This is a genomic window from Spirosoma sp. KNUC1025 (genome assembly GCF_045160025.1).
Classification (GTDB): domain Bacteria; phylum Bacteroidota; class Bacteroidia; order Cytophagales; family Spirosomataceae; genus Spirosoma.
On record NZ_CP087139.1, the window covers coordinates 857501 to 878748 of the forward strand.

At 42.5% G+C, this 21248-nt stretch carries 14 protein-coding genes and 1 pseudogene (1 of these 15 cut by a window edge); 2 read left to right on the forward strand and 13 right to left on the reverse strand.

The features are described from left to right. Window positions 1-1217, reverse strand: partial view of an L-glutamate gamma-semialdehyde dehydrogenase gene (gene pruA, locus LN737_RS03745; RefSeq protein WP_405516341.1) — the 5' portion only. It extends 424 nt beyond the left edge of the window; the window shows 1217 of its 1641 coding nt (coding positions 1-1217); it begins with the start codon at window positions 1215-1217; its stop codon lies off the left edge, out of view. Between the two features lie 220 nt (window positions 1218-1437). Between pruA and thrC the strand changes: the two genes are divergently transcribed. Further along, window positions 1438-2748, forward strand: a complete 1311-nt coding sequence (gene thrC, locus LN737_RS03750) for a threonine synthase (RefSeq protein WP_405516342.1) — start codon at window positions 1438-1440, stop codon at window positions 2746-2748. 82 nt (window positions 2749-2830) lie between these two features. Here thrC and LN737_RS03755 read toward each other — a convergent pair whose 3' ends face one another. From LN737_RS03755 to LN737_RS03775, 5 genes and pseudogenes are all read right to left on the reverse strand, one after another. Beyond that, window positions 2831-4639, reverse strand: coding sequence for a tetratricopeptide repeat protein (locus LN737_RS03755; protein WP_405516344.1), 1809 nt, complete (start codon window positions 4637-4639; stop codon window positions 2831-2833). A 485-nt stretch (window positions 4640-5124) separates the two neighbouring features. Then, window positions 5125-6006, reverse strand: coding sequence for a class I SAM-dependent methyltransferase (locus LN737_RS03760; RefSeq protein WP_405516346.1), 882 nt, complete (start codon window positions 6004-6006; stop codon window positions 5125-5127). Between the two features lie 70 nt (window positions 6007-6076). Beyond that, window positions 6077-7936, reverse strand: coding sequence for a tRNA uridine-5-carboxymethylaminomethyl(34) synthesis enzyme MnmG (gene mnmG / locus LN737_RS03765; protein WP_405516347.1), 1860 nt, complete (start codon window positions 7934-7936; stop codon window positions 6077-6079). A 142-nt stretch (window positions 7937-8078) separates the two neighbouring features. Continuing rightward, a pseudogene (locus tag LN737_RS03770) lies at window positions 8079-11380 on the reverse strand (DUF4175 family protein). Window positions 11381-11399: 19 nt separating this feature from the next. Continuing rightward, window positions 11400-11753 carry a hypothetical protein gene (locus tag LN737_RS03775; protein ID WP_405516349.1) on the reverse strand — a complete coding sequence of 118 codons (354 nt, stop codon included), beginning with the start codon at window positions 11751-11753 and terminating at the stop codon, window positions 11400-11402. Window positions 11754-11810: 57 nt separating this feature from the next. Between LN737_RS03775 and LN737_RS03780 the strand changes: the two genes are divergently transcribed. Further along, entirely contained in the window at window positions 11811-12524 is a 714-nt protein-coding gene (locus tag LN737_RS03780) for a ComF family protein (RefSeq protein WP_405516351.1), read from the forward strand. Between the two features lie 58 nt (window positions 12525-12582). On the opposite strand, the gene LN737_RS03785 is transcribed toward LN737_RS03780, so the two are convergent. The 7 genes from LN737_RS03785 to pdhA form a co-directional block, all read right to left on the reverse strand. Next, window positions 12583-13839 (reverse strand): SUMF1/EgtB/PvdO family nonheme iron enzyme, encoded by a 1257-nt coding sequence (locus tag LN737_RS03785; protein WP_405516352.1) that lies wholly within the window; start codon window positions 13837-13839, stop codon window positions 12583-12585. Window positions 13840-13960: 121 nt separating this feature from the next. Next, on the reverse strand, window positions 13961-17314 hold the full coding sequence (gene mfd / locus LN737_RS03790; protein WP_405516354.1) for a transcription-repair coupling factor: 3354 nt from the start codon (window positions 17312-17314) through the stop codon (window positions 13961-13963). Between the two features lie 101 nt (window positions 17315-17415). Beyond that, on the reverse strand, window positions 17416-17862 hold the full coding sequence (locus tag LN737_RS03795; protein WP_405516356.1) for a barstar family protein: 447 nt from the start codon (window positions 17860-17862) through the stop codon (window positions 17416-17418). Window positions 17863-18053: 191 nt separating this feature from the next. Further along, complete coding sequence (locus tag LN737_RS03800) at window positions 18054-18350, reverse strand: muconolactone Delta-isomerase family protein (RefSeq protein WP_405516358.1); 297 nt, start codon at window positions 18348-18350, stop codon at window positions 18054-18056. 34 nt (window positions 18351-18384) lie between these two features. Further along, complete coding sequence (locus LN737_RS03805) at window positions 18385-19014, reverse strand: alpha/beta hydrolase (RefSeq protein WP_405520299.1); 630 nt, start codon at window positions 19012-19014, stop codon at window positions 18385-18387. An 84-nt stretch (window positions 19015-19098) separates the two neighbouring features. Beyond that, window positions 19099-20037, reverse strand: coding sequence for a ring-cleaving dioxygenase (locus tag LN737_RS03810; protein ID WP_405516359.1), 939 nt, complete (start codon window positions 20035-20037; stop codon window positions 19099-19101). A 152-nt stretch (window positions 20038-20189) separates the two neighbouring features. After that, the gene (pdhA, locus tag LN737_RS03815; RefSeq protein WP_405516361.1) at window positions 20190-21248 is read right to left on the reverse strand and encodes a pyruvate dehydrogenase (acetyl-transferring) E1 component subunit alpha; all 1059 of its coding nucleotides are present in this window, start codon (window positions 21246-21248) and stop codon (window positions 20190-20192) included.

Consider the following 21248-nt stretch of genomic DNA (forward strand, 5'->3'; position numbering starts at 1 on the left):
TAATATCCTTTTGAACCGTCGTACTCACCCCCAGCTATAAGTTGAACTTGATCGCTTTTTTTTGCTTCGTCGATGTAGGTAGTGATCTTTTTAAATGCCCGCTCATCAATGACAGCATTGATGAAGTTGCTGAAATCTTCGGTTGGCCCCATTTTTATCTCGCCCAGGAACTGTTTCATTTTTGCTTCGATAGCTGGCCATAATGTTTTCGGCACATAAGCGCGTGATGCTGCTGAACATTTTTGTCCTTGATATTCAAAGGCGCCCCGGATCAATCCTGCTGCAACCTCATCTACCTCTGCAGATTCATGGACTAGCACAAAATCTTTTCCACCGGTTTCTCCCACAATACGTGGATAACTTTTGTATTTGTGGATATTAGCCCCAATCGTGCCCCAGATTTTCTGAAAAACTCCCGTACTTCCTGTAAAGTGAATACCAGCAAAATCCGCATGATTAAAAATTACGTCTCCTGCCACTGGGCCATCAACATAAATTAGGTTTATTACGCCATCAGGCAAGCCGGCCTCCTGAAGCACCTCCATGATAACCTTGGCTGATAGCGCTTGAGTATAAGCTGGTTTCCAGACAACTGTGTTGCCCATCATTGCAGCTGATGTCGGTAAATTACCGGCAATAGCTGTGAAATTGAAAGGAGTTAACGCAAATACGAAACCCTCCAACGGCCGATACTCCAGGCGATTCCAAACCCCAACTGACGAATTAGGTTGCTGTCGATAAATCTCGTCGGCATAGTGTACATTGAATCGCAGAAAATCAATTAGTTCACACGCTGAATCTATTTCGGCCTGATAAGCATTTTTCGACTGACCAAGCATTGTTGCCGCATTAATACGGGCTCGATAGGGACCAGCGATCAGGTCAGCCGCTTTAAGAAAAATGCTCGCTCGGTTGGCCCAAGACAGGTTTGCCCATTTTTCCTTTGCTGCTAATGCGGCCGATATAGCCTGCTCAACGTGTTCTTTTTCACCCTCATAAAAATACCCTAATGTATGTTGATGGTCGTGTGGAGGAGCTATGCGAAGTTTACGTTCGGTACGCACCTCCCTCCCACCGATATACATAGGAATGTCAGTCTCATTGTCTCGAAAACCCTGTATTGCCTGTTTTACGGCCACTCGTTCAGGTGAACCGGGACGATATTCTTTTACCGGCTCATTAGTCGGTATTGGGATGTTGAAAATTCCAAAAGACATGGATTGATTTATGACCGGATCGCCGGCCCGGCTATTTGTAATTGATAAATATGGATCTGCTTATTTACCATTACACAGTATATGATGAAGTGTTTAATTTTAATTGAATGGAAACGCTAATTATCCACTTTATACAGAATAGTTTTCCACATTTCAATAGTTCCCCTTCAATTCATTGAGCTGATTTCCCGTACTTTGTATCTATATTTCGTTTTTAAATATGCGTTTTTACAGTACAAATAGTCCACAAATAGCCGTATCTGTTGAGGAAGCACTGTTCCACAGTATGCCAGCAGATAAGGGGTTATATATGCCTACTCCATTGCCTCAATTGGGTAGAGACTTTTTTGAAACAATAGCTGGTCAGTCACTGGCTGATATTGGCTTTTCAATCAGTAGAGAACTCTTTGGTAACGAAATCAACATAGCCGAATTAGAAGAATTGACCCATCAGGCGTTTCCGTTTGATACGCCTGTGGTGGATTTAGACCCAGGAAAACTAGGGGTTTTAGAGCTATTTCATGGGCCTTCACTAGCTTTTAAAGATGTTGGCGCTCGGTATATGGCAGCTTTAATGGCTTATTTTTCGAAACGGAACGATAAGGAAATTAACATACTTGTAGCTACTTCAGGCGATACAGGCGGTGCCGTAGCGATGGGATTTCATAACGTTCCCGGAATTCGAGTTTCAATTCTGTACCCTAGTGGTCGAGTTAGCGATTTGCAGGAAAAACAGTTAACAACGCTGGGGGGAAATGTACAAGCTTTTGAGGTAGACGGTACGTTTGACGATTGTCAGGCAATTGTGAAACAGGCTTTTGTAGACAATGAGCTAAACGCCCAATTAGCGCTCTCATCAGCTAATTCAATTAACATATTTCGGCTTATTCCACAGGGATTTTATTACGTTCGAGCCTACGGTCAGGTTAGAAATTACGGCAAGCCAGTTGTGTTTTCTACACCAAGTGGCAACTTTGGAAATCTAAGCGCTGGTGTTATGGTTCAGCAAATGGGTTTACCCGTCGACCATTTTGTTGCTGCTACGAACCTAAATCATGTTGTGCCTTCATATCTTGAAACAGGTATATACGCTCCAAAACCTTCTGTTGCCACTATTTCAAATGCAATGGATGTAGGAAATCCTAGCAATTTTATTCGGCTCAAACATCTGTACAACGATGATTTTCATCGTCTGAAAGCTAATGTTTCCGGGTATTTTTACGATGACGACGAAACCCGTGCTGGCATGAAACGTATCAACGAGCTTTATCATTACGTTGCCTGTCCTCACACGGCTATTGGTATTTTGGGCCTTCAGGCTTATCACATGGCCTCAGAAAAAGACGTAATGGGAATTTCTCTGGCAACAGCTCATCCTTCAAAATTTAAACCACTAGTCGAAGCTATTTTAGAAAAACCGGTCGATGTTCCAGAACGCTTAGCTGTTTTGGCTGAACGTACTAAACAGAGTATACAAATCCCAGCTGAATATTATGCTTTCAAAGAATCACTTTTACAAACCGTAGCTTGATGTAATAGGAAAATCGACTGATCTACTTTACACAAAAAGGCCTTAATCTACAGATTAAGGCCTTTTTGTGTATCAACTAATGCTAGTTGACTGTATCTCCTCTTAACGCTCTAAACCGCTTGCGGGCTTCAGCCCCGTAAATACTGCCAGGGTATTGTGTTAACACTTTCTGATAGGCATCCATTGCGGCTTGTTTGTCTTTTAGCCGCTCCTCATAAATTTTGCCTTGTGTGAACATAGCATCATCACCCAAAATATCATTTGGATAGCTTGTCACTATTTTTTTCAGATCCTCAAGTGCTTCAGCATTCTTTCCCTGCTTCATATACGTATTTGCCCGTAGCCAGAGCACTTCATCAGCGATCGTATGATCAGCATATTTTGCCCACATTTTATTCAGGGCTTCAACTGCCTCATCTGTTTTGTTTTGAAAAAGCATGAGGTCTATATCCGCATATTCTCGCATGGCAGCCTCAGTGCTATCCATGCCTGTGTTGTCGACAATCAGAAGACTTAACTGTTCAGCATCATTTGCAATTTCGCGTGAAGTAGCTAATTTCAGTACGTCCAGCAGGTCTTTTGCAACAGCAAAGCTCCCTTTGTAATACTGTAGTTTGGCATTTTTTAGCTTTGCTTCATACCCTAATAATTCTTCTTTCTGGGATTTTTCTACCTGCGAGTAAAGCAGTGTTGATTCCCATGGCTCACCTTTCAACAGGAAAATATCCCCCTTATCGAGTTTACAGCGATCAACAAAATTTTTGTCAGATTTTCCAAGGTTGATGGCAAGATCTAAAACCGTTAAAGCTGTGTCTTTGCTATCCAGGTAATTTCCGTACAGATTCGCTGTGCTTCGTAGGGCTTCCAGGGTTTTAACGTTTGTTCCGATTTCCTGAAGCATTCGTTGATAATCGCTAATCAGTTTCCGAATCTCTACTTTGTCAACCGGGTACGTATTTTTCACTTGTTCCTCCCGGGCATTGATGACTAATCGACGTGCAAATGGGTATAGCTGGCCCTGTGGGTAGGTTGTTGTTACGTATTCAAATGCTTCGGCCGCTGTCTTATACTCCCTGTTGTTCATAGCCAGCATACCCAAATCATATACCCGGCTACCGTTTAGCTTCAGCCGCTTATCTGTAGCTTTCTCCTGCAGTAATGCCCTGCTAAATTTTTGTTTCTGGACAAAGTACCAGATCAAAAGTTCATTATAGGCAAGTTCATTCGGCTCCTGCTGAATTCTTGTATATAAGGCTTTTTCAACAAGCGGTTCCTCTTTTGTGTTGATAAAGCCTTGAAGTGCCGCTAGCACCGTTTCTTTTTTATCAGATTGCTTACTGGTCGTTATAATTTCATCGATGGCTTTTTCCGTTTGACCGGTAGCTCTGTAAAGGGCCATTAACTCCTCGCTGTAAGACGTTGGCTCTTTATTGACCTCCCGTGCCATTTCGAGTGCGCGGATCGCCCAGCGCGACTCTCCTGCCTCATTGAAGGCCGTTGCAATTTTCTCGAGCTTTGCTGACGATGTTTTACTCGACTGTAAAGCCGCTGTGTATTGAGTTTTTGCCTGGGTTGTATCGCCTTGCTGAGTTGCCAACTGCCCTGCTAACAGTTCGTAGTAAGCTCGATTAGGTTCGTCGCTTCGCTGCTGTTTCTTTAGATATTTTAACGCGTCATCAGTTTTATTGATTTTCTGAAGACTTCGAACGTAACGTGAAAGCCGTTCCCACGTAACATCGGTCTTCAAAAGCTTTGCATACTCATTGACGGCTTTTTCAAATTCACCGGCTTTATAATACTCTTCGGCCAGAGTCGTACCTGGCTGCCCCCACGCAACGCTCACCGATAATATCCACAGCAAAGCGATAATGACTTTTGACCTTAATAACATTTTATATAAATTCTTTTAAAAAGAAACTTTATTATAACCATTATGTGTGTGGAAATGTGAACAAATAAGTTGTCCACTTAGGAAGTTAAGCATTGTGGATAATAAAAGCTAGATATCCACAAGTAATTCTTTAGTTATCCACTTATAACAAACTCATTATTAAGTTAATAACATCTTATCCACATTTTGTTTATTCACTTGTTGTGGATTTGTGAATAAAACTTATGCACAATTTTGACTGGGGAAAATTTGTGGAATTTAAGGTGATATGTTGCCGATTCTCCACATAAAATCGTTTTCAAATAAGGTTTGTGGATTACTACTTTACTTGTCAACAATAACTGAATTGCTTATAAACATGTTTTCCACGATTTATAACGGTTTATTCACATAGTTATTCACAAGAAAATTTAACTTTTTTAATTTTAAATTGACCTTTTCCTGAGCAGCATCAAGTAATTCTTTAAACTGCGTTTGATTCGCCACTAAAGCTTCTTAAACTCATAAATTAGACTAGACGAGTTACCAGTACGTCTAGACTCTATATTCGACTTACTCCCTATTTGTACACTCTTTATATAATCAGTCTTGCCATGCTGATACTTGGTGCTCAGCATGGCTATATAAAAAGCATCAAATATCATTGGCTTTTTATCTATTAATCTTAGCCCATGCTTTTTAAATAATGGTACTATTGTCGAAGGAGTGAAGTGGTGCAAATGTCTTGGTACGTCGTAAGCAGCCCAAAACTGTTTAAAATAGTGAGCATCATACGAGTCAGAATTAGGTACAGCAATTAATAACGTTCCTCGATCAGCTAGTAGTCTATAAAGTTGTGGCACCGTCTCGTTTAAATCGGGTATATGTTCGAGCACATGCCAGAGTGTAATAATATCGAAGGGGTTGCTTGCCTTTAAATCTGTTATGTCAGTGTGGATATCAATACGTAGTTTTTCGGCAGCAATAGCTCTTGCGTCTTTATCAGGTTCCATTCCTTCAACTTCCCAACCTGCCTGTTGACAACTTGCAAGAAAAGTACCTGTTCCGCACCCTACATCTAAAATCCTTCCAGCCCCGCCGTTTAGTTTATTAATCAGATTCAGTTTAGAGCGAAGCGTGTATTTACGAACGAGTCGATAGACGCTATTAATTAACCCACTACTTTCATCATTATGTGAAATGTATTGGTCAGACTTATAATATGATCCTATCGAGCTACTGTCAGGTCTAGGATTAGTTAATCGAAAACCGCATTTTGAGCATTCCTGTATAGAAAAATTCTCGTTGCTGACCAGATAATCCTTGCACTCTAAAAATGGAATAAACGATGCACTACTGCAGACGGGGCAATTTGTTACGGTTTCCAAATGATTTTAAGCTTATACCTGAAATGAACCAGCTAGTTTAATGTTCGTTATAAAGCTAGTTGGCTTTATTTTATCGGCCCATGTATACGAGTAATATCGAAACGTCTGATGGGCTAACACCGCTTATTCTTGAGGCTTGCCCAATTGTAGCTGGACGTAACCTCTTTAATTTTTCTTTGCCCTCGAAAGAGAGAGCTTTTAACCGATCATAATCAAATGTGGGGTTTATAGACAGATTTTCCCACTTATCTAATTTTTCAGCATTTTGCTTTTCCCGGTTAAGGTAATCTTCGTATTTAATTTCAATAACCGTTTGTTCGATTATCTCCTCCCCTAACCCAGTCCCGATCGGAATCAGTTCGAACAGCTCATTTACATCATTTTGATCAATTTCTGGTCGCTTCAAGAGTGTGTACAGACTCCCCTTTTCACGAAGCAATGAGCTTCCTTTAGTTTCTAACCAAGTATTAACTTCCTCTGGTTTTATTCTAGTGGCTCGTATTACCTCAATCAATTTTGAAGTTCCATCCCGTTTTGCTATCATGCTGTCATACCGCTCCTGCGATGCCAGCCCAATAGCATACCCTTTTTCAGTTAACCGTAAATCAGCATTATCCTGACGTAACAAGGTACGATATTCAGCGCGAGAAGTAAACATCCGGTAGGGTTCCTCTGTACCCTTAGTGATCAGATCATCAATAAGTACTCCTATATACCCTTCTGAACGCTTAATTGTAAAGTCAGCCTCCTCAAATGATACTCTATGCGCATTAATTCCTGCCATTAATCCTTGGCAAGCGGCCTCTTCATAGCCAGTAGTTCCATTTATTTGACCAGCAAAAAATAAGTTTTTTACTAATTGGGTTTCAAGTGTGGGCTTTAACTGAGTTGGTGGAAAGAAGTCATATTCAACGGCGTAACCCGGGCGAAACATTCTCACATTTTCAAATCCTGGGATTTTACGTAACGCATTATATTGAACGTCTTCAGGCAGTGATGTTGAAAAACCATTTACGTATACTTCTACGGTATCCCAGCCTTCTGGCTCTACAAATATTTGATGTCTGTCTTTGTCGGCAAACCGGTTGATTTTATCCTCAACTGAAGGGCAATACCTTGGTCCAAGTCCTTTTATACGCCCTGTGAACATAGGGGATTTTTCGAAACCAGTTTTTAGTTCATCGTGGACTGCCTGATTTGTATATGTAATCCAACAGCTGCGTTGCTTCGTAAGTGTTGGCGTATTTGTATATGAAAATTTACCCGGAATTTCGTCTCCCTTTTGTTCTTCCATACGGGCATAATCCAGACTTCTGCCATCTACTCGGGGCGGGGTACCGGTTTTCATACGACCCGATTCAAAGCCTAAACTGGTCAATTGCTCTGTTAAGCCTGTTGCAGCGCGCTCAGCGGTACGTCCGCCACCGAAAACTTTTTCGCCGATAAACATTCGGCCATTCAAGAAAGTCCCGTTTGTTAAGACAACTGATTTTGCCCAAAACTCAATTCCTAAACTGGTTTTTACGCCAATTGCCCGTCCATCTTTTACGATAACTTCATTGACAGTATCCTGCCAAAAATCAATATTTCTATTATCTTCTAATGCTTTCCGCCATTCCCAGGCAAATAAATTTCTATCACTTTGGCAGCGAGGGCTCCACATAGCCGGGCCTTTTGAGCGGTTCAACATACGAAATTGAATCATACTCTTATCGCTAATGATTCCCGACATTCCACCCAGTGCGTCAACTTCTCGAACGATCTGTCCTTTAGCCACTCCCCCCATCGCCGGATTACAAGACATTTGCGCAATGGTTTGCATATTCATTGTGATCAATAAAACATGTGAGCCCATTGTTGCTGCTGCGTGTGCAGCTTCACATCCAGCATGGCCAGCACCCACTACTATGACATCGTAAGAAGAATACATTTTTGTCGTTTTTTGAAAAATGTTTCACGTGGAAACTTTTCACAAAATTGTTGAAAGTTGTCGAAAAGTTAAAGTGTGATAAATAGGCAACAAAAAACCGCTGCCCTTTGTGCCAAGGCAGCGGTTTAATAAAATGCTTACTCTATTTACTTACTTTTTGCAGATATTGGTTTGCTTCTTTTTTGTAGAAGAGATTGTAATTGGGCGTGACAGAACGTAGCACCTCAACCTGTTTTGTTTTATTCTGTAAATTTAGAGAGTCAAAAAATGTAGGTGTGCTACGTTTCGTAGATTTAGCCGCTTCAGCCTGACGTTTTGGATCTTCTTCTTGCTGCTTCAATGCTTTCTCTGACTCCAGCAGTCGAACCAAAATTTCATTCTGACGATTGATAAGATTTGGATTGACTCGCTTGTTGACGAGATCAGTTTCAGATTCATCCATCTTTTCCATCAGATCTTTTATTTGTTTCTCCTGTTGTTTACCAGCTTCTGTTCCTTTTGTATTTTCTTCCATTTTCTTAAGCATTGACCGTATCATGGCTTGCTCAGCAGCCATTTGAGACAGCTCTTCGGATAAACCCCTTCCGGTTTTCCCCCTTTCTGAAGCTCCTGCATCTTAGCATTTAACTGCTTTTGCATCTCTCCCATGCCGCTAGGGTTATCCCCCTTCTTACTGCCCTTGCCTTTTCCGGGCATGGCCATTGCGTTCATTTGCTGTTGCATATTTTTTAGAACATCGCTCAACATGAGAGCAAGATTGTTTATTGATGTCATAGCAAATTGCTGCTTAGATGATGCCATGCTTAAGCGTCGTTCCCGAAGTTGTTGCACGCTTTCATCCATGTAGGATTTCATATTTGTTAGCTCCCGCGTAACAAACGATTGTATTTGTACAACACGGCTGGCTAAGGCATTCAGGCTATCTTCAATAATCTTGGCATCATCCTGAAGTTTAAGTTGCTCCTGTGAAAGCTTTGTTACCCGTGGATCTTGAAGGCTCATACCTCTAAAATCTTTCATAACTCGCTCCTGCCCGAACGATAACGTAATAAGATTATCAAGAATATTTCGAAGGTCATCCATGTTTTCCTGCATCTCCTGCATTTCTGCTGATTGCATCGACTCCTTCATCGCCTTGCTCATTGCCTTCATAGATTTCGCTGACTTTTTCTGATTTGAAGAGGCCTGTTTGCCTTTGTTACTCTTCATATTTTTAGCCGCTTCCTCCATATTTTTCTCGATCTCCTTCTGTTCATTCTCAGAAGATTCAGGCTTGTTCAAATCATCTTTTTCAGCCTGTTGCTCTAATTCTTTGAGTTGCTCCTGCGTGTTCTTGAAATCTTCCTGAGACTTCTCCTGCTGCTTTTGTTGCTCCTGAGTAGTCTCATCTTTCTTAGCACTTTCTTCAGCCTGTTTCTCCAAGTTCTCCGCCTGTTTCTCCAAATTCTCGGCAACGTTATTCACCTTCTGCTCAAGCTGCATTTGCTTGAAAAGCTTCAAAGCACGATCCAGGTCGCGTTCCATATTACGTTCCTTACGGCTTAACTTGTCAAGAACATCAGACGCCTTTTCGTCCTGCTTACGTTCCAATAACTGCTTTAACTGTTCATAAAGCTGCTTAGATTCAGGGTCGAGAAGTTCGTTAAACAGTTTCTGTAACTGTTCTAACTTATCCTGCATTTCTTGGCTTTTATCAGCAAAGCGTTGTTGGGTTTCGTTCGTTTTTTGGAATTGCTCCTGTAACTTTTGAATCTCCTTTAGAAGCTCCTCACGCTTTTGTAAAATGTCCTGAAGTTGTTTTTTATCCTGAAAATCGGATGATTTTTTAGTACGCATCCGATCTTCCATTTGGTTTAATTCCTTCTTGATAGCCTGTGTCTTACTAAGTGCATTATCAATTTGTTGCTCAGTTTTCTCCGCCGATTGATCAACCTGCTTCTGGATTTCAGCATTTGACGGAATAACAAAATTTAGCTGATTCGACCGGCTAGACTTTGGGCCATTCACTCCATCATTATCCCAGACCTGAACGAAATACTCCAAACGATCCTCCTGGCCTAGCTTTAAACTATCCAGCGACCAGTTATAAACAAAATTTTGAGAGGTGGTAGAATTATTAACAGGAATTGCCTTAACGTACAGGGGAGATGATTTGCCACCCCGCGTGATTTTATAATTCAATCTCAGTTTTGAAAACCCATAATCATCGGAAATCAAGCCAGAAAGAGCAATATAATTGTACGTAACAGTATCCTGAATTCGGTCGACAGATATCTGAGGATAACGGTCGGGTATGACCTGAACATTGTATTGAATAGTTGAAGGCGCTGCAATTTGCCCGTTTTTAAGAGATACGGTATACATCGCATTCTGCATCAACCGGCGATTGAGAATAAACGTATTATTATCAACCAAGCGCGCGGGTGTAACTCTAGAATCGGTATTGAAACGAAACAGAAGCGAGTCCGTGTGATCGGCAGCAAACTCCCAGTTAACGACAGTACCCTGTGGAACAAGAAGATTACCAACGTTTGATAATTGCTCAGTGGGCTTATTTAAATAAGCAGGATAATCAAGCCCCACATTAAATGATAAAACCGATGGGCGGTCGATAAGTGATACCTTATAATTTGCAGAATTGAAACCTGCTGCTTCCAGGTGAAAATTCAAATCGCGCTGAAGGTTATCGAAATTATAAGTGAATCTATCACCTGACTGATCAAGTTTAAAGCGCGTACCATTGGCCACCACATACACTGCCTGCGGCAACGCATCGCCTGTGAGCCGTACTGAAAGTGGAAAATCTTCATTCCGAAAAGCCTTCATCGATTTGTTCTGAACGACAAATTGGAAGGGTGCTTCTTCAATAAATTCTTTATTATAATTCACTAACCGTGTCGACGATTTTGTGAAAAAGGCTGGATTTACAACCAGAATTAACAATATCAAGGCTAGGGGCGGAATGGCATATTTTAAGAATTGTCGGTTCCGACTTAGTTGAATTGCGTTGGCAAAGCGATTAATTAATAATTGCTGGGATCGTTGATTTAAACTAGCCTGAAGAAGATCGCTTTGATCGGAAGAAATTCGCTGGAGTTGAAGCGTGTTCAATAGCTTATCCCCTACCTCAGGAAAAAACGTACCAATTTGCTGAGCAGCTTCATCATTAGATAACGGCTTATTGAGGCCGTACAAACTCAACAATGGTCGGAGAACGAGCATGTACAACCCAATTAAAGCGGTGATCAGAAAGCCAAAAAATAAGGTCCCTCGACCTATCGAATCAAAGCGCCCAATGAACTCAGCCGTATTAACGAGCAGGTAGCCGCTTCCAATCAGAGCGATAAAAAACAGGCTCCCTTTAACCAGCTGATTCTGGAAATAGCGTCTTTTATACTCATCAATACGTTGCAGTAGCGTTGTATAAGCAGATGATGATTGCATACGGATTCAGGTTGAGTAGTTAAACTAAAAGTGACTCGAAATACTGAATAACGTGTTGTTTTAAAAAAATTTCCTGTGCCAGCAAATCATTATGTGGAATAGCCTTAGCTAAACTCCAAACTGGCCATCCGTCCTTATCATATCCTTCTAAATTATAGTAACCAGATAGGCTAAGTACACGACAGACAGCAATATGCATTAAGTCCTGTTTGGCTTCTTTAGAGAAGCGTTTGGGACCTGAACCTAACTCCTGCACACCAATTAAAAATAGAACAGCATTGAGATCAGCCGGCCGTTTTCCGACCAACGCTTGCAATCGATTAAGTAACTCATCCCAAGCATTATCTATACTTTTTTCTTCCACAACACCCATTCAGTTAGACTTCTCTCTAAATTACAACGATTTATAATTATCTAACGAATATTGGTGATGTTTAAGGGTATAGGGAAAATAATTGTTGATTTTATTGATTCACTCTTCCCTACTTTATGCATTGGTTGCGATAAACCATTGGGGGAAAATGAACAGGTTCTCTGCACGAACTGCCGAATACAACTCCCTGAAACTGGTCAGCATCGATCACCTCACGATGAGCGACTTATGAACAAATTTGCTGGTAAAGTTCCCATTCAGTTTATAGCGTCTTACGTTTACTTTACCAAAGGCAGTATTGTTCAAAAAATAATCCATAACATAAAATATAAAGGCCATAAGGAAGCTGCTAAAGTGATGGCTGGCTGGTATGCGTATCAACTTAAGCACGAATGCGATTTAACTGATCAAATAGACGTCATAATTGGTGTGCCGTTGCACGTAAGTCGATTGAAGCAACGGGGATATAATCAGGCAGAGTGGATTGCCGAAGGTTTGGGTGAAGTTTTAAATGTTCCTGTGCGAACGGATGTGTTAGTACGTAATCGATTTGAAATATCACAAACGTATAAGAATCGACTCGAACGATGGGACAATGTAAAGTCAGTTTTCACTGTTTATAATCAGGAAGCGATAGCTGGCAAAAATGTTGTTCTGGTGGATGACGTACTGACAACGGGAGCGACCCTTGAAGCTTGTGCCATTGAACTGCTTAAATCAGATTGTAAATCAGTAAGTCTTATAACTCTAGCTACTGCGAGCAAATTTTAATCAAAACTAAAAAAGGCATCCAGAGATGGATGCCTTTTTTAGTTTTGATTAGTTCGTCCTACTTGTTTCGACCAACACCGATCATAGCGCATCGGAAGCCAATCATAGCAGTAGCAGAATCCTGATCCAGGTAACGACGAGTGCCCGGTGATAGCCAATAAGCAACATCATTCCATGAGCCACCTTTGTACACACGAAGTCTATCGTCAATCAGTGATTGCTTATTTTTTGTATCGTAGTTCTTCGCATCGTCCAAATAACCATTCCGGCGAATTGGGTTTAGGTCATTAACGTCCTGATAAGACAATGGACGATATACGTCATACACCCACTCATTTACGTTGCCAGCCATGTTGTACAGACCGAAGTCGTTAGCAGGATAGGCATAAATTTCAGCTGTGATGATCGCACCATCGTTAGACCGGCCAGCAATACCAGCATAGTCACCACGACCCCGTTTGAAGTTAGCTAACATTTGCCCTTGTTTACGTCCTTTCTTGGGGTTCCGAACCGAAGATCCATCCCAGGGATAAATCCGCTGATTGATCTGGTTCTCATCCATGTACTGCGTACCAATAAGCGCTTTAGCAGCATATTCCCATTCTGCCTCGGTTGGAAGCCGGTAATCTGGCAACACCATCCCACTTTCAAGACTTGGTTTAGATGGAGCAGTAGTCGCTTCAGCTAGTGCTGGTTCTTCGGCAGCTTTTGATTTCCGCTTTAACGAAAATCCACCACCTTTTTTCTTAGGTGCACCCCCTTTAGCTAATTCGTTGTTCACCGCATTTGACCGCCAAACAGCATAATCATTTGCCTGAACCCAAGATACACCAACCACTGGATAGTAGCGGAAAGCCGGATAACGCAGGTATTGCGTCACATAGGAATCGTTAAATGAAAGTGGATTGGCCCAAACTGTCGTATCAGGTAATGCTCTTTTTACTACTTCTTCCGATGAATCGCGTGTTATTGCATTCAGGTATTCGAGATAGTGCACGTTGGCCATTTCTGTTTCGTCCATGTAGAACGATTGAATTGATACGGTGCGCTCCCGGTTATCACGTGTGTTCATTACGTCCTCTTCAAGCGCTCCCATCGTGAACCGTCCGCCTTCTATAAAGACAAGGTTCGGGCCGGCTTTCTGTCCCGCAAATTTCTTTACCTGGAAACCATCTTTCTGGTTGTAAGCAATACCCGTCGCCGTACTCTTCTTACCTGGCTGCACACTGGTTGGATGCTTAGGCTTACAGGATGCCAGGGCCGCCGTCGCCAGCAGCACATAAGCCGCTCGTTGCAGGTGATACTTTTGAATCATTGCTCTTTTTTGTGTAAAACGTAGGTGCAAAATTAGATAAAAGATATAAGACTTTAGAAGAAAGACTTCATACTCAGGCTAAATCCTATAAAAAGCCTTATGGCTTAACTTCTTGTGTCTCTTAACTCGTCATAGCGCCCAGAATTTCATCCAATTGTTCAACTGAAAAAACATCCGTATGGGTAAAAATGGGTCGTCCCTTCGACTCTTTTAATGAACATTTGGCTGGGTGTCGTTTGATGTACTCGATCACTTTACCAAATTGGTCAGATCTGAAGAAATCGTCGTTCCCGTTAGAAACGAAGTACCCTTTCAGGATATTATTCTTAAGCGTTAGTTTTTCAAGGTATAATTGTTCTGCTTTCCAGCGGACATTCACCATTTTTATCAGGTTTTCGACTTCATTGGGCATTGGACCGAATCGATCAATAACCTCTTGCCGAAATGCCTGTAACTCCTCATTATTTTGTAAGCTATCCAGGCGTGTATATAACGCTAATCGTTCGGATATATTTGACACGTAACGCTCTGGAATAACAACTTGTAAATCGGTTTCAATTACCGTATCAGGCAAGGCCAATTTCAGCTCACCAGGTTTGTCTTCAAACAATTCTTTAAATTCATTTTCCCGTAGTTCCTGAACCGCTTCGTCGAGCACTTTATGGTACATTTCAAAGCCAAGGTCATTTATGAAACCACTCTGTTCGGCTCCAAGCAAATTACCCGCTCCCCGAATGTCGAGGTCACGCATGGCTATTTTGAACCCCTCTCCTAGATCAGAAAAATCCTCCAGTGTCTGAAGTCGTTTGCGCGCATCGGCTGTTAATAAAGAAGGTGCTGGCGTTAGTAGATAACAAAATGCTTTCCGGTTCGATCGCCCTACCCGACCGCGCATCTGGTGCAAATCGGAAAGACCAAAATAGTGCGCGTTGTTTATGAGAATTGTATTCGCGTTGGGAATATCTAAACCCGATTCAATGATATTTGTCGAGATCAGTACGTCATAATCACCTTCAATAAATCGGGTCATGATACGTTCCAATCGGTCACCTTCCATCTGGCCATGTGCTATACCTACCCGAGCCTCGGGTACAAGGCGCATAATCAGGTTACCAATCGATTCTATGTCATTGATGCGATTATGTACAAAGAATACCTGGCCTCCCCGGCGTATTTCCTGACTAACGGCATCACGAATTATCGTCTCATTATACGGGTGTACTTCCGTAGTTACTGGTTGACGGTTGGGAGGTGGGGTAGCAATCACTGACAGATCGCGGGCTCCCATTAACGAGAAATGCAATGTTCTTGGAATTGGCGTAGCTGTCAGCGTCAGTACGTCCACTTCGACCCGCATCTCCTTCAAGCGGTCTTTGGTTTTTACTCCGAACTTTTGCTCTTCATCAATCACCAGGAGCCCTAAATCCTTAAACTTGATATCCTTATTAACGATCCGATGGGTTCCAATCAAAATACCGATTTCCCCCGATGCTACGCCTTTTAAAATTTCCTTTACCTGATTTGCGGACCTGAATCGGTTTATATATTCTATTTTGACAGGGAAATCGGCCATTCGCTCGCTGAAGGTTTTGAAATGCTGCATAGCCAGAATGGTAGTTGGGACAAGTACAGCAACCTGTTTATTGTCTGTAACCGCTTTAAACGCAGCTCGAATGGCCACTTCTGTTTTACCAAACCCTACGTCTCCGCAGATAAGCCGATCCATTGGGTGAGGGCGTTCCATGTCGTCCTTAACATCGTTGGTCGCTTTCGCCTGGTCCGGCGTATCTTCATAGAGAAACGATGATTCAAGTTCAGCCTGTAAGAAACTATCCCGACTGTAGGCATAACCGGGCGCCGTTCGCCGTTTGGCATACAGGGCAATCAGCTCACGGGCAATTTCCTTAACCTGTTTGCGGATGCGGGATTTTTTTTGCTCCCACTCCTGCGAGCCGAGCTTGCTCATGACCGGTGGACCCCCTTCTTTTCCGCTGTATTTAGAGATCTTGTGCAAACTGTGGATACTTACCAGCAGGATGTCGTTATCGCGGTAAATGAGCCGTATGGCCTCCTGTTCGTTTCCAGCGTGATCAACCTTCTCCAGACCCGCAAAACGGCCAATGCCGTGATCTACGTGTGTTACGTAATCTCCGGGCTGAAGAGTCTTCAACTCACGTAATGTGATGGCTTTCGACTTGGAGAACTTATCCTGTACACGGTAACGATAATACCGATCGAAAATCTGGTGATCCGTAAAGCAGGCCACTTTCAGGGTTTCATCAATGAAACCCTCCCGAAGTCCGATGTTCATCGGCTGAAATTTGACAAACGGGTCTAGTTCCTCGAAAATAGTACGTAGCCGGTCCAGCTGCTTGAAAGATTCGGCAGCAATTATGTTTGTAAATCCTTTTGCCTGATTATCGCCTAACGTATCGACCAACCGTTTAAAATCTTTATTAAAGGAAGGTTGTGGCTTCGATGAATACTGCTGACGTCCCTCGGTCTTGAAATAAAACTTGCGCCCAAACTCAACGGTTCTGAACCGCTTCAGCGCATTTAGGAAGGTCCTTCGCGTCTCAAACAGTTCGTTCGGGTCTGATACTACCTGAATACCACCACTACCGGCAAGGACAGCTGTAAAACTTTGTTCAGCTTTTTCGAAGCATTTCTCTATGATCTCGAGTGTAAACTCAACATCCTTCCCCCAAACTGTTGTACCCTCGGGCAAAAAGTCGAAAAACGGCTCGCGATTTTCTTCGATAAGTTTTGTCTGGATGTTCGGGATAATGTTGATGAACTCCACTGGATCGGTTGACAGCTGCGACTCAGGATTGAATTTTCGAATGCTTTCAACTTCGTCATCAAATAAATCAATACGAAACGGATACTCGCTGGCAAATGAAAAGACATCTATAATCCCGCCACGTACTGAAAACTGACCGGCTTCATACACGAAATCCGTTTTTTCAAATTCATACGTTTGAAGCAGTTCTGAAACGAAATTCGTGTCCAGCTTCTCTCCTACTCGAATAGTAAGGGTATTGGCTTGCAGCGACCGTTTATTAATCACCCTCTCAGACAGCGCTTCGGGATACGTCACTATTAACAATCCATCCTTTGGTGCAGGATTCAGTTTGTTCAGTACTTCTGCCCGCATCAGTACGTTGGCATTCTCAACTTCTTCGTACTGGTACGGTTTTTTATAAGACATTGGAAACAGCAACACTTCCCGACTAAGTAAACTTTGCAGGTCATTAAAAAAATAGGCTGCTTCGTCCCGGTCTGTCAGTATAAACAGGTGATTGCCATTAACCGTTTGGAAAATCGTTGATGCCAGCACTGCGTCCAAACTTCCCGACAGTCCTTTTATTTGCAGCCGTTCGGGTTCTTTGGATGGCTTATGACTAAACGGTTCAGCCAGCAGTTTTATAAAGCTATCGTCGGCATACAGGCCGAGCAATTCATTTGGTTTCAAGCTAGATTCAGGTTGTAAGTTAAATACGAAAAGCCGCTGGAAGGCTTTCCGGCGGCACATAATCTTAACAGTCAGATAAAGAAATTTGTTGCTAAAGCCGCTTATTTTAGCTCGCTCATTAAGGCATAATTTATGCTTTCGCTATCCAGCAATCTCCTTATACGAGGGCTATCTTCTAACACGATGACGATCTCCTTTTTGTCGCTTGATTGGTCATCCTCCACCCATTTCCAATCTTCGGCAGTTGCATCCAGTACACTTAATATGCTACCCATTTTTGCTGGGTCACGTTCTTTACTAATAAAATCATTTGTGTTTGTAAAATATAAAATGATTCGCTCGTCTTCTAGCCATTCTAAATCATTCAAAGAATCGTTGAGAGATTCCAGTGTAAAACTAAAATCTGGTATTTCTAATAAGTCGGCAATTCGTTCGTAAAACTGACGAAGCGTCGTCACGTTTTTCCCATCGATATGTGCAATAAAATCGGTTGGAAAATGAGCTTCCAACTCTCTTTCGGACTGGCTGATTAGGACGTTAGGTATCATGTATTATTTATAAAGCAGGCTATTTATGTGGAGCGTGAAATGTTTCACGTGAAAATTGGTTATCAATAACTTGTAATCATAAGTAACCAGTTTTGCCCTAGTTACATATGGTGATAAAAAGAAGTTATACACGTAAAAATGCAATTTTTGGGCATAAAAAAACCCTCAAAAATAAGAGGGTTTTTGTAAAATTAATTCAATGAAAAAAGAGGTATTCGAGCTGCTATCATATTGTGAAACATAAGCTCAGTAATCATTGGTGTCATGTATTTAATAAGTGGAAATTCAGAAATAGATTCCATTACTTCTAATTCCGAATCAGCTTTGAAAATGCACCAAAGTTTTTGGCGGTCGACCGAGAGAGAATACGATAATAAAAACCCTTTCTCCATCAATTCTTCCACTTTGAGCCGCTGGGCAGGAATCCGATTCTCGAACCCTTCATCCATTACGGCCGGAAGGTCAAATTCAACCATGTATTGGCTCATAAGCATTATTGTTAAGTGCAAGTCAGATGCCACTTCAGGATCCGGCTATCAGCAAATTAACAATCTTTAGTTCATCTTCGTTAATTGAGTGCGGAAAATTTGGATATAATTTCGCTGTGACCTCCGCCCCCATTTGTTTGAATACATTTTCAGACTCCAGAACCCGTTCTTTCGGAACGTGCATGTCCGTATCGCTACAACCTAAGAAAATAGGCGTTCTCTCGAAAGATCTTTCGTAGTTACGTACTGTGTCAGCTGGGCCAATTAAGCCACCACTCAAGCCGAATATTCCGCCGTATTCTGTGGCATTACGTGCTACGAATTCCAGCATAAGGCAGGCTCCTTGTGAGAAGCCCAGCCAATAGATCTGTGGTAATTTAAAATTGAAATCAGCTTGCAAACGACCCCGAAGACTAGCTAGAACTTCCAAAGCCGAAGATAAATACGGCTCATTTTCTGATAATGGACGTAGAAAAGAATGCGGATACCAGGTATTATTTTGCGCTTCAGGTGCTATGAAAGCAAAGTCCTTGTCCTCAACGTAATTCGATAAAGACAAAATATCACGTGCTGAACCACCGCGGCCATGCACCATAATCATGACTTTGCTGGCTTCTTCAAGCGGTTTGCCAGCGGTACGAATATTGTTAGGGTTGTGTATCATGTGCCGGTCAATTTGTAATTGGTTTGCTTTTCGGTTCAAATCAGTAAGCCGTTTAGAACCGAAAAGCAAACACTATAAGCAACTTTATTTTACGATAATCTCAGGAAGCTCAGCTTCGATTTTGGCCCGGCGAGGTTCATATTGTTGGGGTAATTTTAAAGCCGTTCCAAGTTCAGACACCGGTTCATCGATGGCAAATCCCGGAGGATTAGTAGCCACTTCAAACAAGATTCCACCGGGCTCACGGAAATAAATACTGTGGAAATAATTACGGTCCTGTACGGGCGTTACGTTATAACCTGACTCAGCTAACTGTTGTTGGATGATCAGTTGAGTCTCATCTGTATCTGTTGAAAATGCTACGTGGTGTACGGAGCCTGCCCCTTGCAAAGCATGTACATCTTTGGGCGAGTGCAGTACGTCGATGTAATTACCCGGTCCGCCAATACCAGCCTTAAACCGGAATCGACCTTCCTCCTCCCCCACCAGCGTATGCTGCATAATACCAGTCAACAGCTTAACAGTTTTGTCTGGATTTACTTCATTTAACGTAACAGTATGGAAACCACGGACGGCAAAGTCTGCTGGAATTTTGCCGTTGTCCCAGCCCGGCCGTTGGTCATCATCGTTGAACACTATTTCAATGCCCATACCATCGAAATCTTCAAACCGAATGTAAGTTTCTGAAAAACGTTTGTATGGACCAGCGTAAGGGATGCTATACTGATGTAAGCGATCCATCCAGTAACTCAACGAAGCAACAGGCGCTGAGAAGGCCGTGTAAGTTAGCTGCCCAACACCTTTCCGACCACGGGGTATATTTCCGTAAGGGAAAAACGTAAGGATGGTACCTGGCGAACCTGTCTCGTTACCGTAATATAAGTGGTAAACATCAGGCGCATCAAAATTGACCGTTTTCTTAACCAGCCTGAGCCCAAGTATATCTGTATAATAATCAACGTTACGTTGGGTGTCTGCGGCTAAGGTCGTAACGTGGTGAAGGCCATTGATCAGCGTTTCCATAATTTTAAGTGTCAAAAAAGGTTAAATTTATTCGTTGTATCAACATTTAATGTATATACATCTAATTTGAATTATTAGTTCAAACAAAAATGTCCAAGATGAGTATCTTGGACATTTTTGACGTTGATCAGATTCAACACAGTCTTAATGATTTATTCCATTAGAAATGGATAATCCTGCTGCATATAAACATCTTTAAAAGCCTCCTCGGCAGGAGGATATGGTGACTCTTCTGCGAATTTGACAGACTCATCAACGATCCCCTTTATCTTTTGGTCGATGGCAGCCAGCTCCTCTTCTGAAGCAAAACCTTTTTCCAGAATAGCGGCTTTTACCTGCTCAATAGGGTCCCGCATTTTGTATTGCTCAACTTCGTCTTTAGACCGATACTTCTGAGGGTCTGACATTGAGTGTCCACGATACCGATACGTACGGAACTCCAGGAAGGTCGGCCCTTCGCCGGCACGAGCCCGGTCGGCTGCACGGCTTACTGCTTCATGCACTGCCTCCACGCTCATGGCATCAACCGGTTCCGATGGCATGTCATAAGCTTCAGCAAGGGTATACAAATCCGTTACGTTCGACGTACGGGCAACGGATGTGCCCATGGCGTAACCATTATTTTCAACAACAAAAATGACCGGGATTTTCCAGAGCATGGCCATGTTGAAGGCTTCGTGCAGGGCGCCTTGCCGCACAGCGCCATCACCCATAAAGGTTATGCAAAGGTTTTTGGTTTTATTGTATTTTTCCGCGAAACCAATTCCGGCTCCCATTGGTATCTGGGCACCCACAATTCCGTGCCCACCCATGAAATTAATAGACTTATCGAAGATGTGCATCGAGCCGCCTTTCCCTTTCGACGAGCCAGTTTGTTTGGCGAATAGCTCAGCCATGATTGCCTTTGGATCGGAGCCAAGAGCCAGTGGAATACCGTGATCGCGGTAAGCAGTAATCCACTTATCATCTTTAGTCAATGCCGTGTATGATCCGGATGAACAGGCTTCCTGACCGATGTATAAGTGACAGAAACCACGAATTTTTTGTTGACCATATAATTGCCCGGCTTTCTCTTCAAACTTCCGCTGCAACTGCATGGATTCGTACCAATACATATACCGCTCTTTCGGGTGCTGCGTTTTTGCGGCTGCCGGAGCCTTACCATTCTGTTTGGCGGTTCCCCGCTCGGATTTCTCTTTGACGCTTGCCAT

Coding starts and splice junctions, on each gene's coding strand:
- thrC (WP_405516342.1), top strand. CDS start 1,438: ATGCGTTTTTACAGTACAAATAGTCCACAAATAGCCGTATCTGTTGAG.
- LN737_RS03755 (WP_405516344.1), bottom strand. CDS start 4,639: ATGTTATTAAGGTCAAAAGTCATTATCGCTTTGCTGTGGATATTATCG.
- mnmG (WP_405516347.1), bottom strand. CDS start 7,936: ATGTATTCTTCTTACGATGTCATAGTAGTGGGTGCTGGCCATGCTGGA.
- LN737_RS03775 (WP_405516349.1), bottom strand. CDS start 11,753: ATGGGTGTTGTGGAAGAAAAAAGTATAGATAATGCTTGGGATGAGTTA.
- LN737_RS03780 (WP_405516351.1), top strand. CDS start 11,811: ATGTTTAAGGGTATAGGGAAAATAATTGTTGATTTTATTGATTCACTC.
- LN737_RS03785 (WP_405516352.1), bottom strand. CDS start 13,839: ATGATTCAAAAGTATCACCTGCAACGAGCGGCTTATGTGCTGCTGGCG.
- LN737_RS03795 (WP_405516356.1), bottom strand. CDS start 17,862: ATGATACCTAACGTCCTAATCAGCCAGTCCGAAAGAGAGTTGGAAGCT.
- LN737_RS03800 (WP_405516358.1), bottom strand. CDS start 18,350: ATGAGCCAATACATGGTTGAATTTGACCTTCCGGCCGTAATGGATGAA.
- LN737_RS03805 (WP_405520299.1), bottom strand. CDS start 19,014: ATGATACACAACCCTAACAATATTCGTACCGCTGGCAAACCGCTTGAA.
- LN737_RS03810 (WP_405516359.1), bottom strand. CDS start 20,037: ATGGAAACGCTGATCAATGGCCTTCACCACGTTACGACCTTAGCCGCA.
- pdhA (WP_405516361.1), bottom strand. CDS start 21,248: ATGGCAAGCGTCAAAGAGAAATCCGAGCGGGGAACCGCCAAACAGAAT.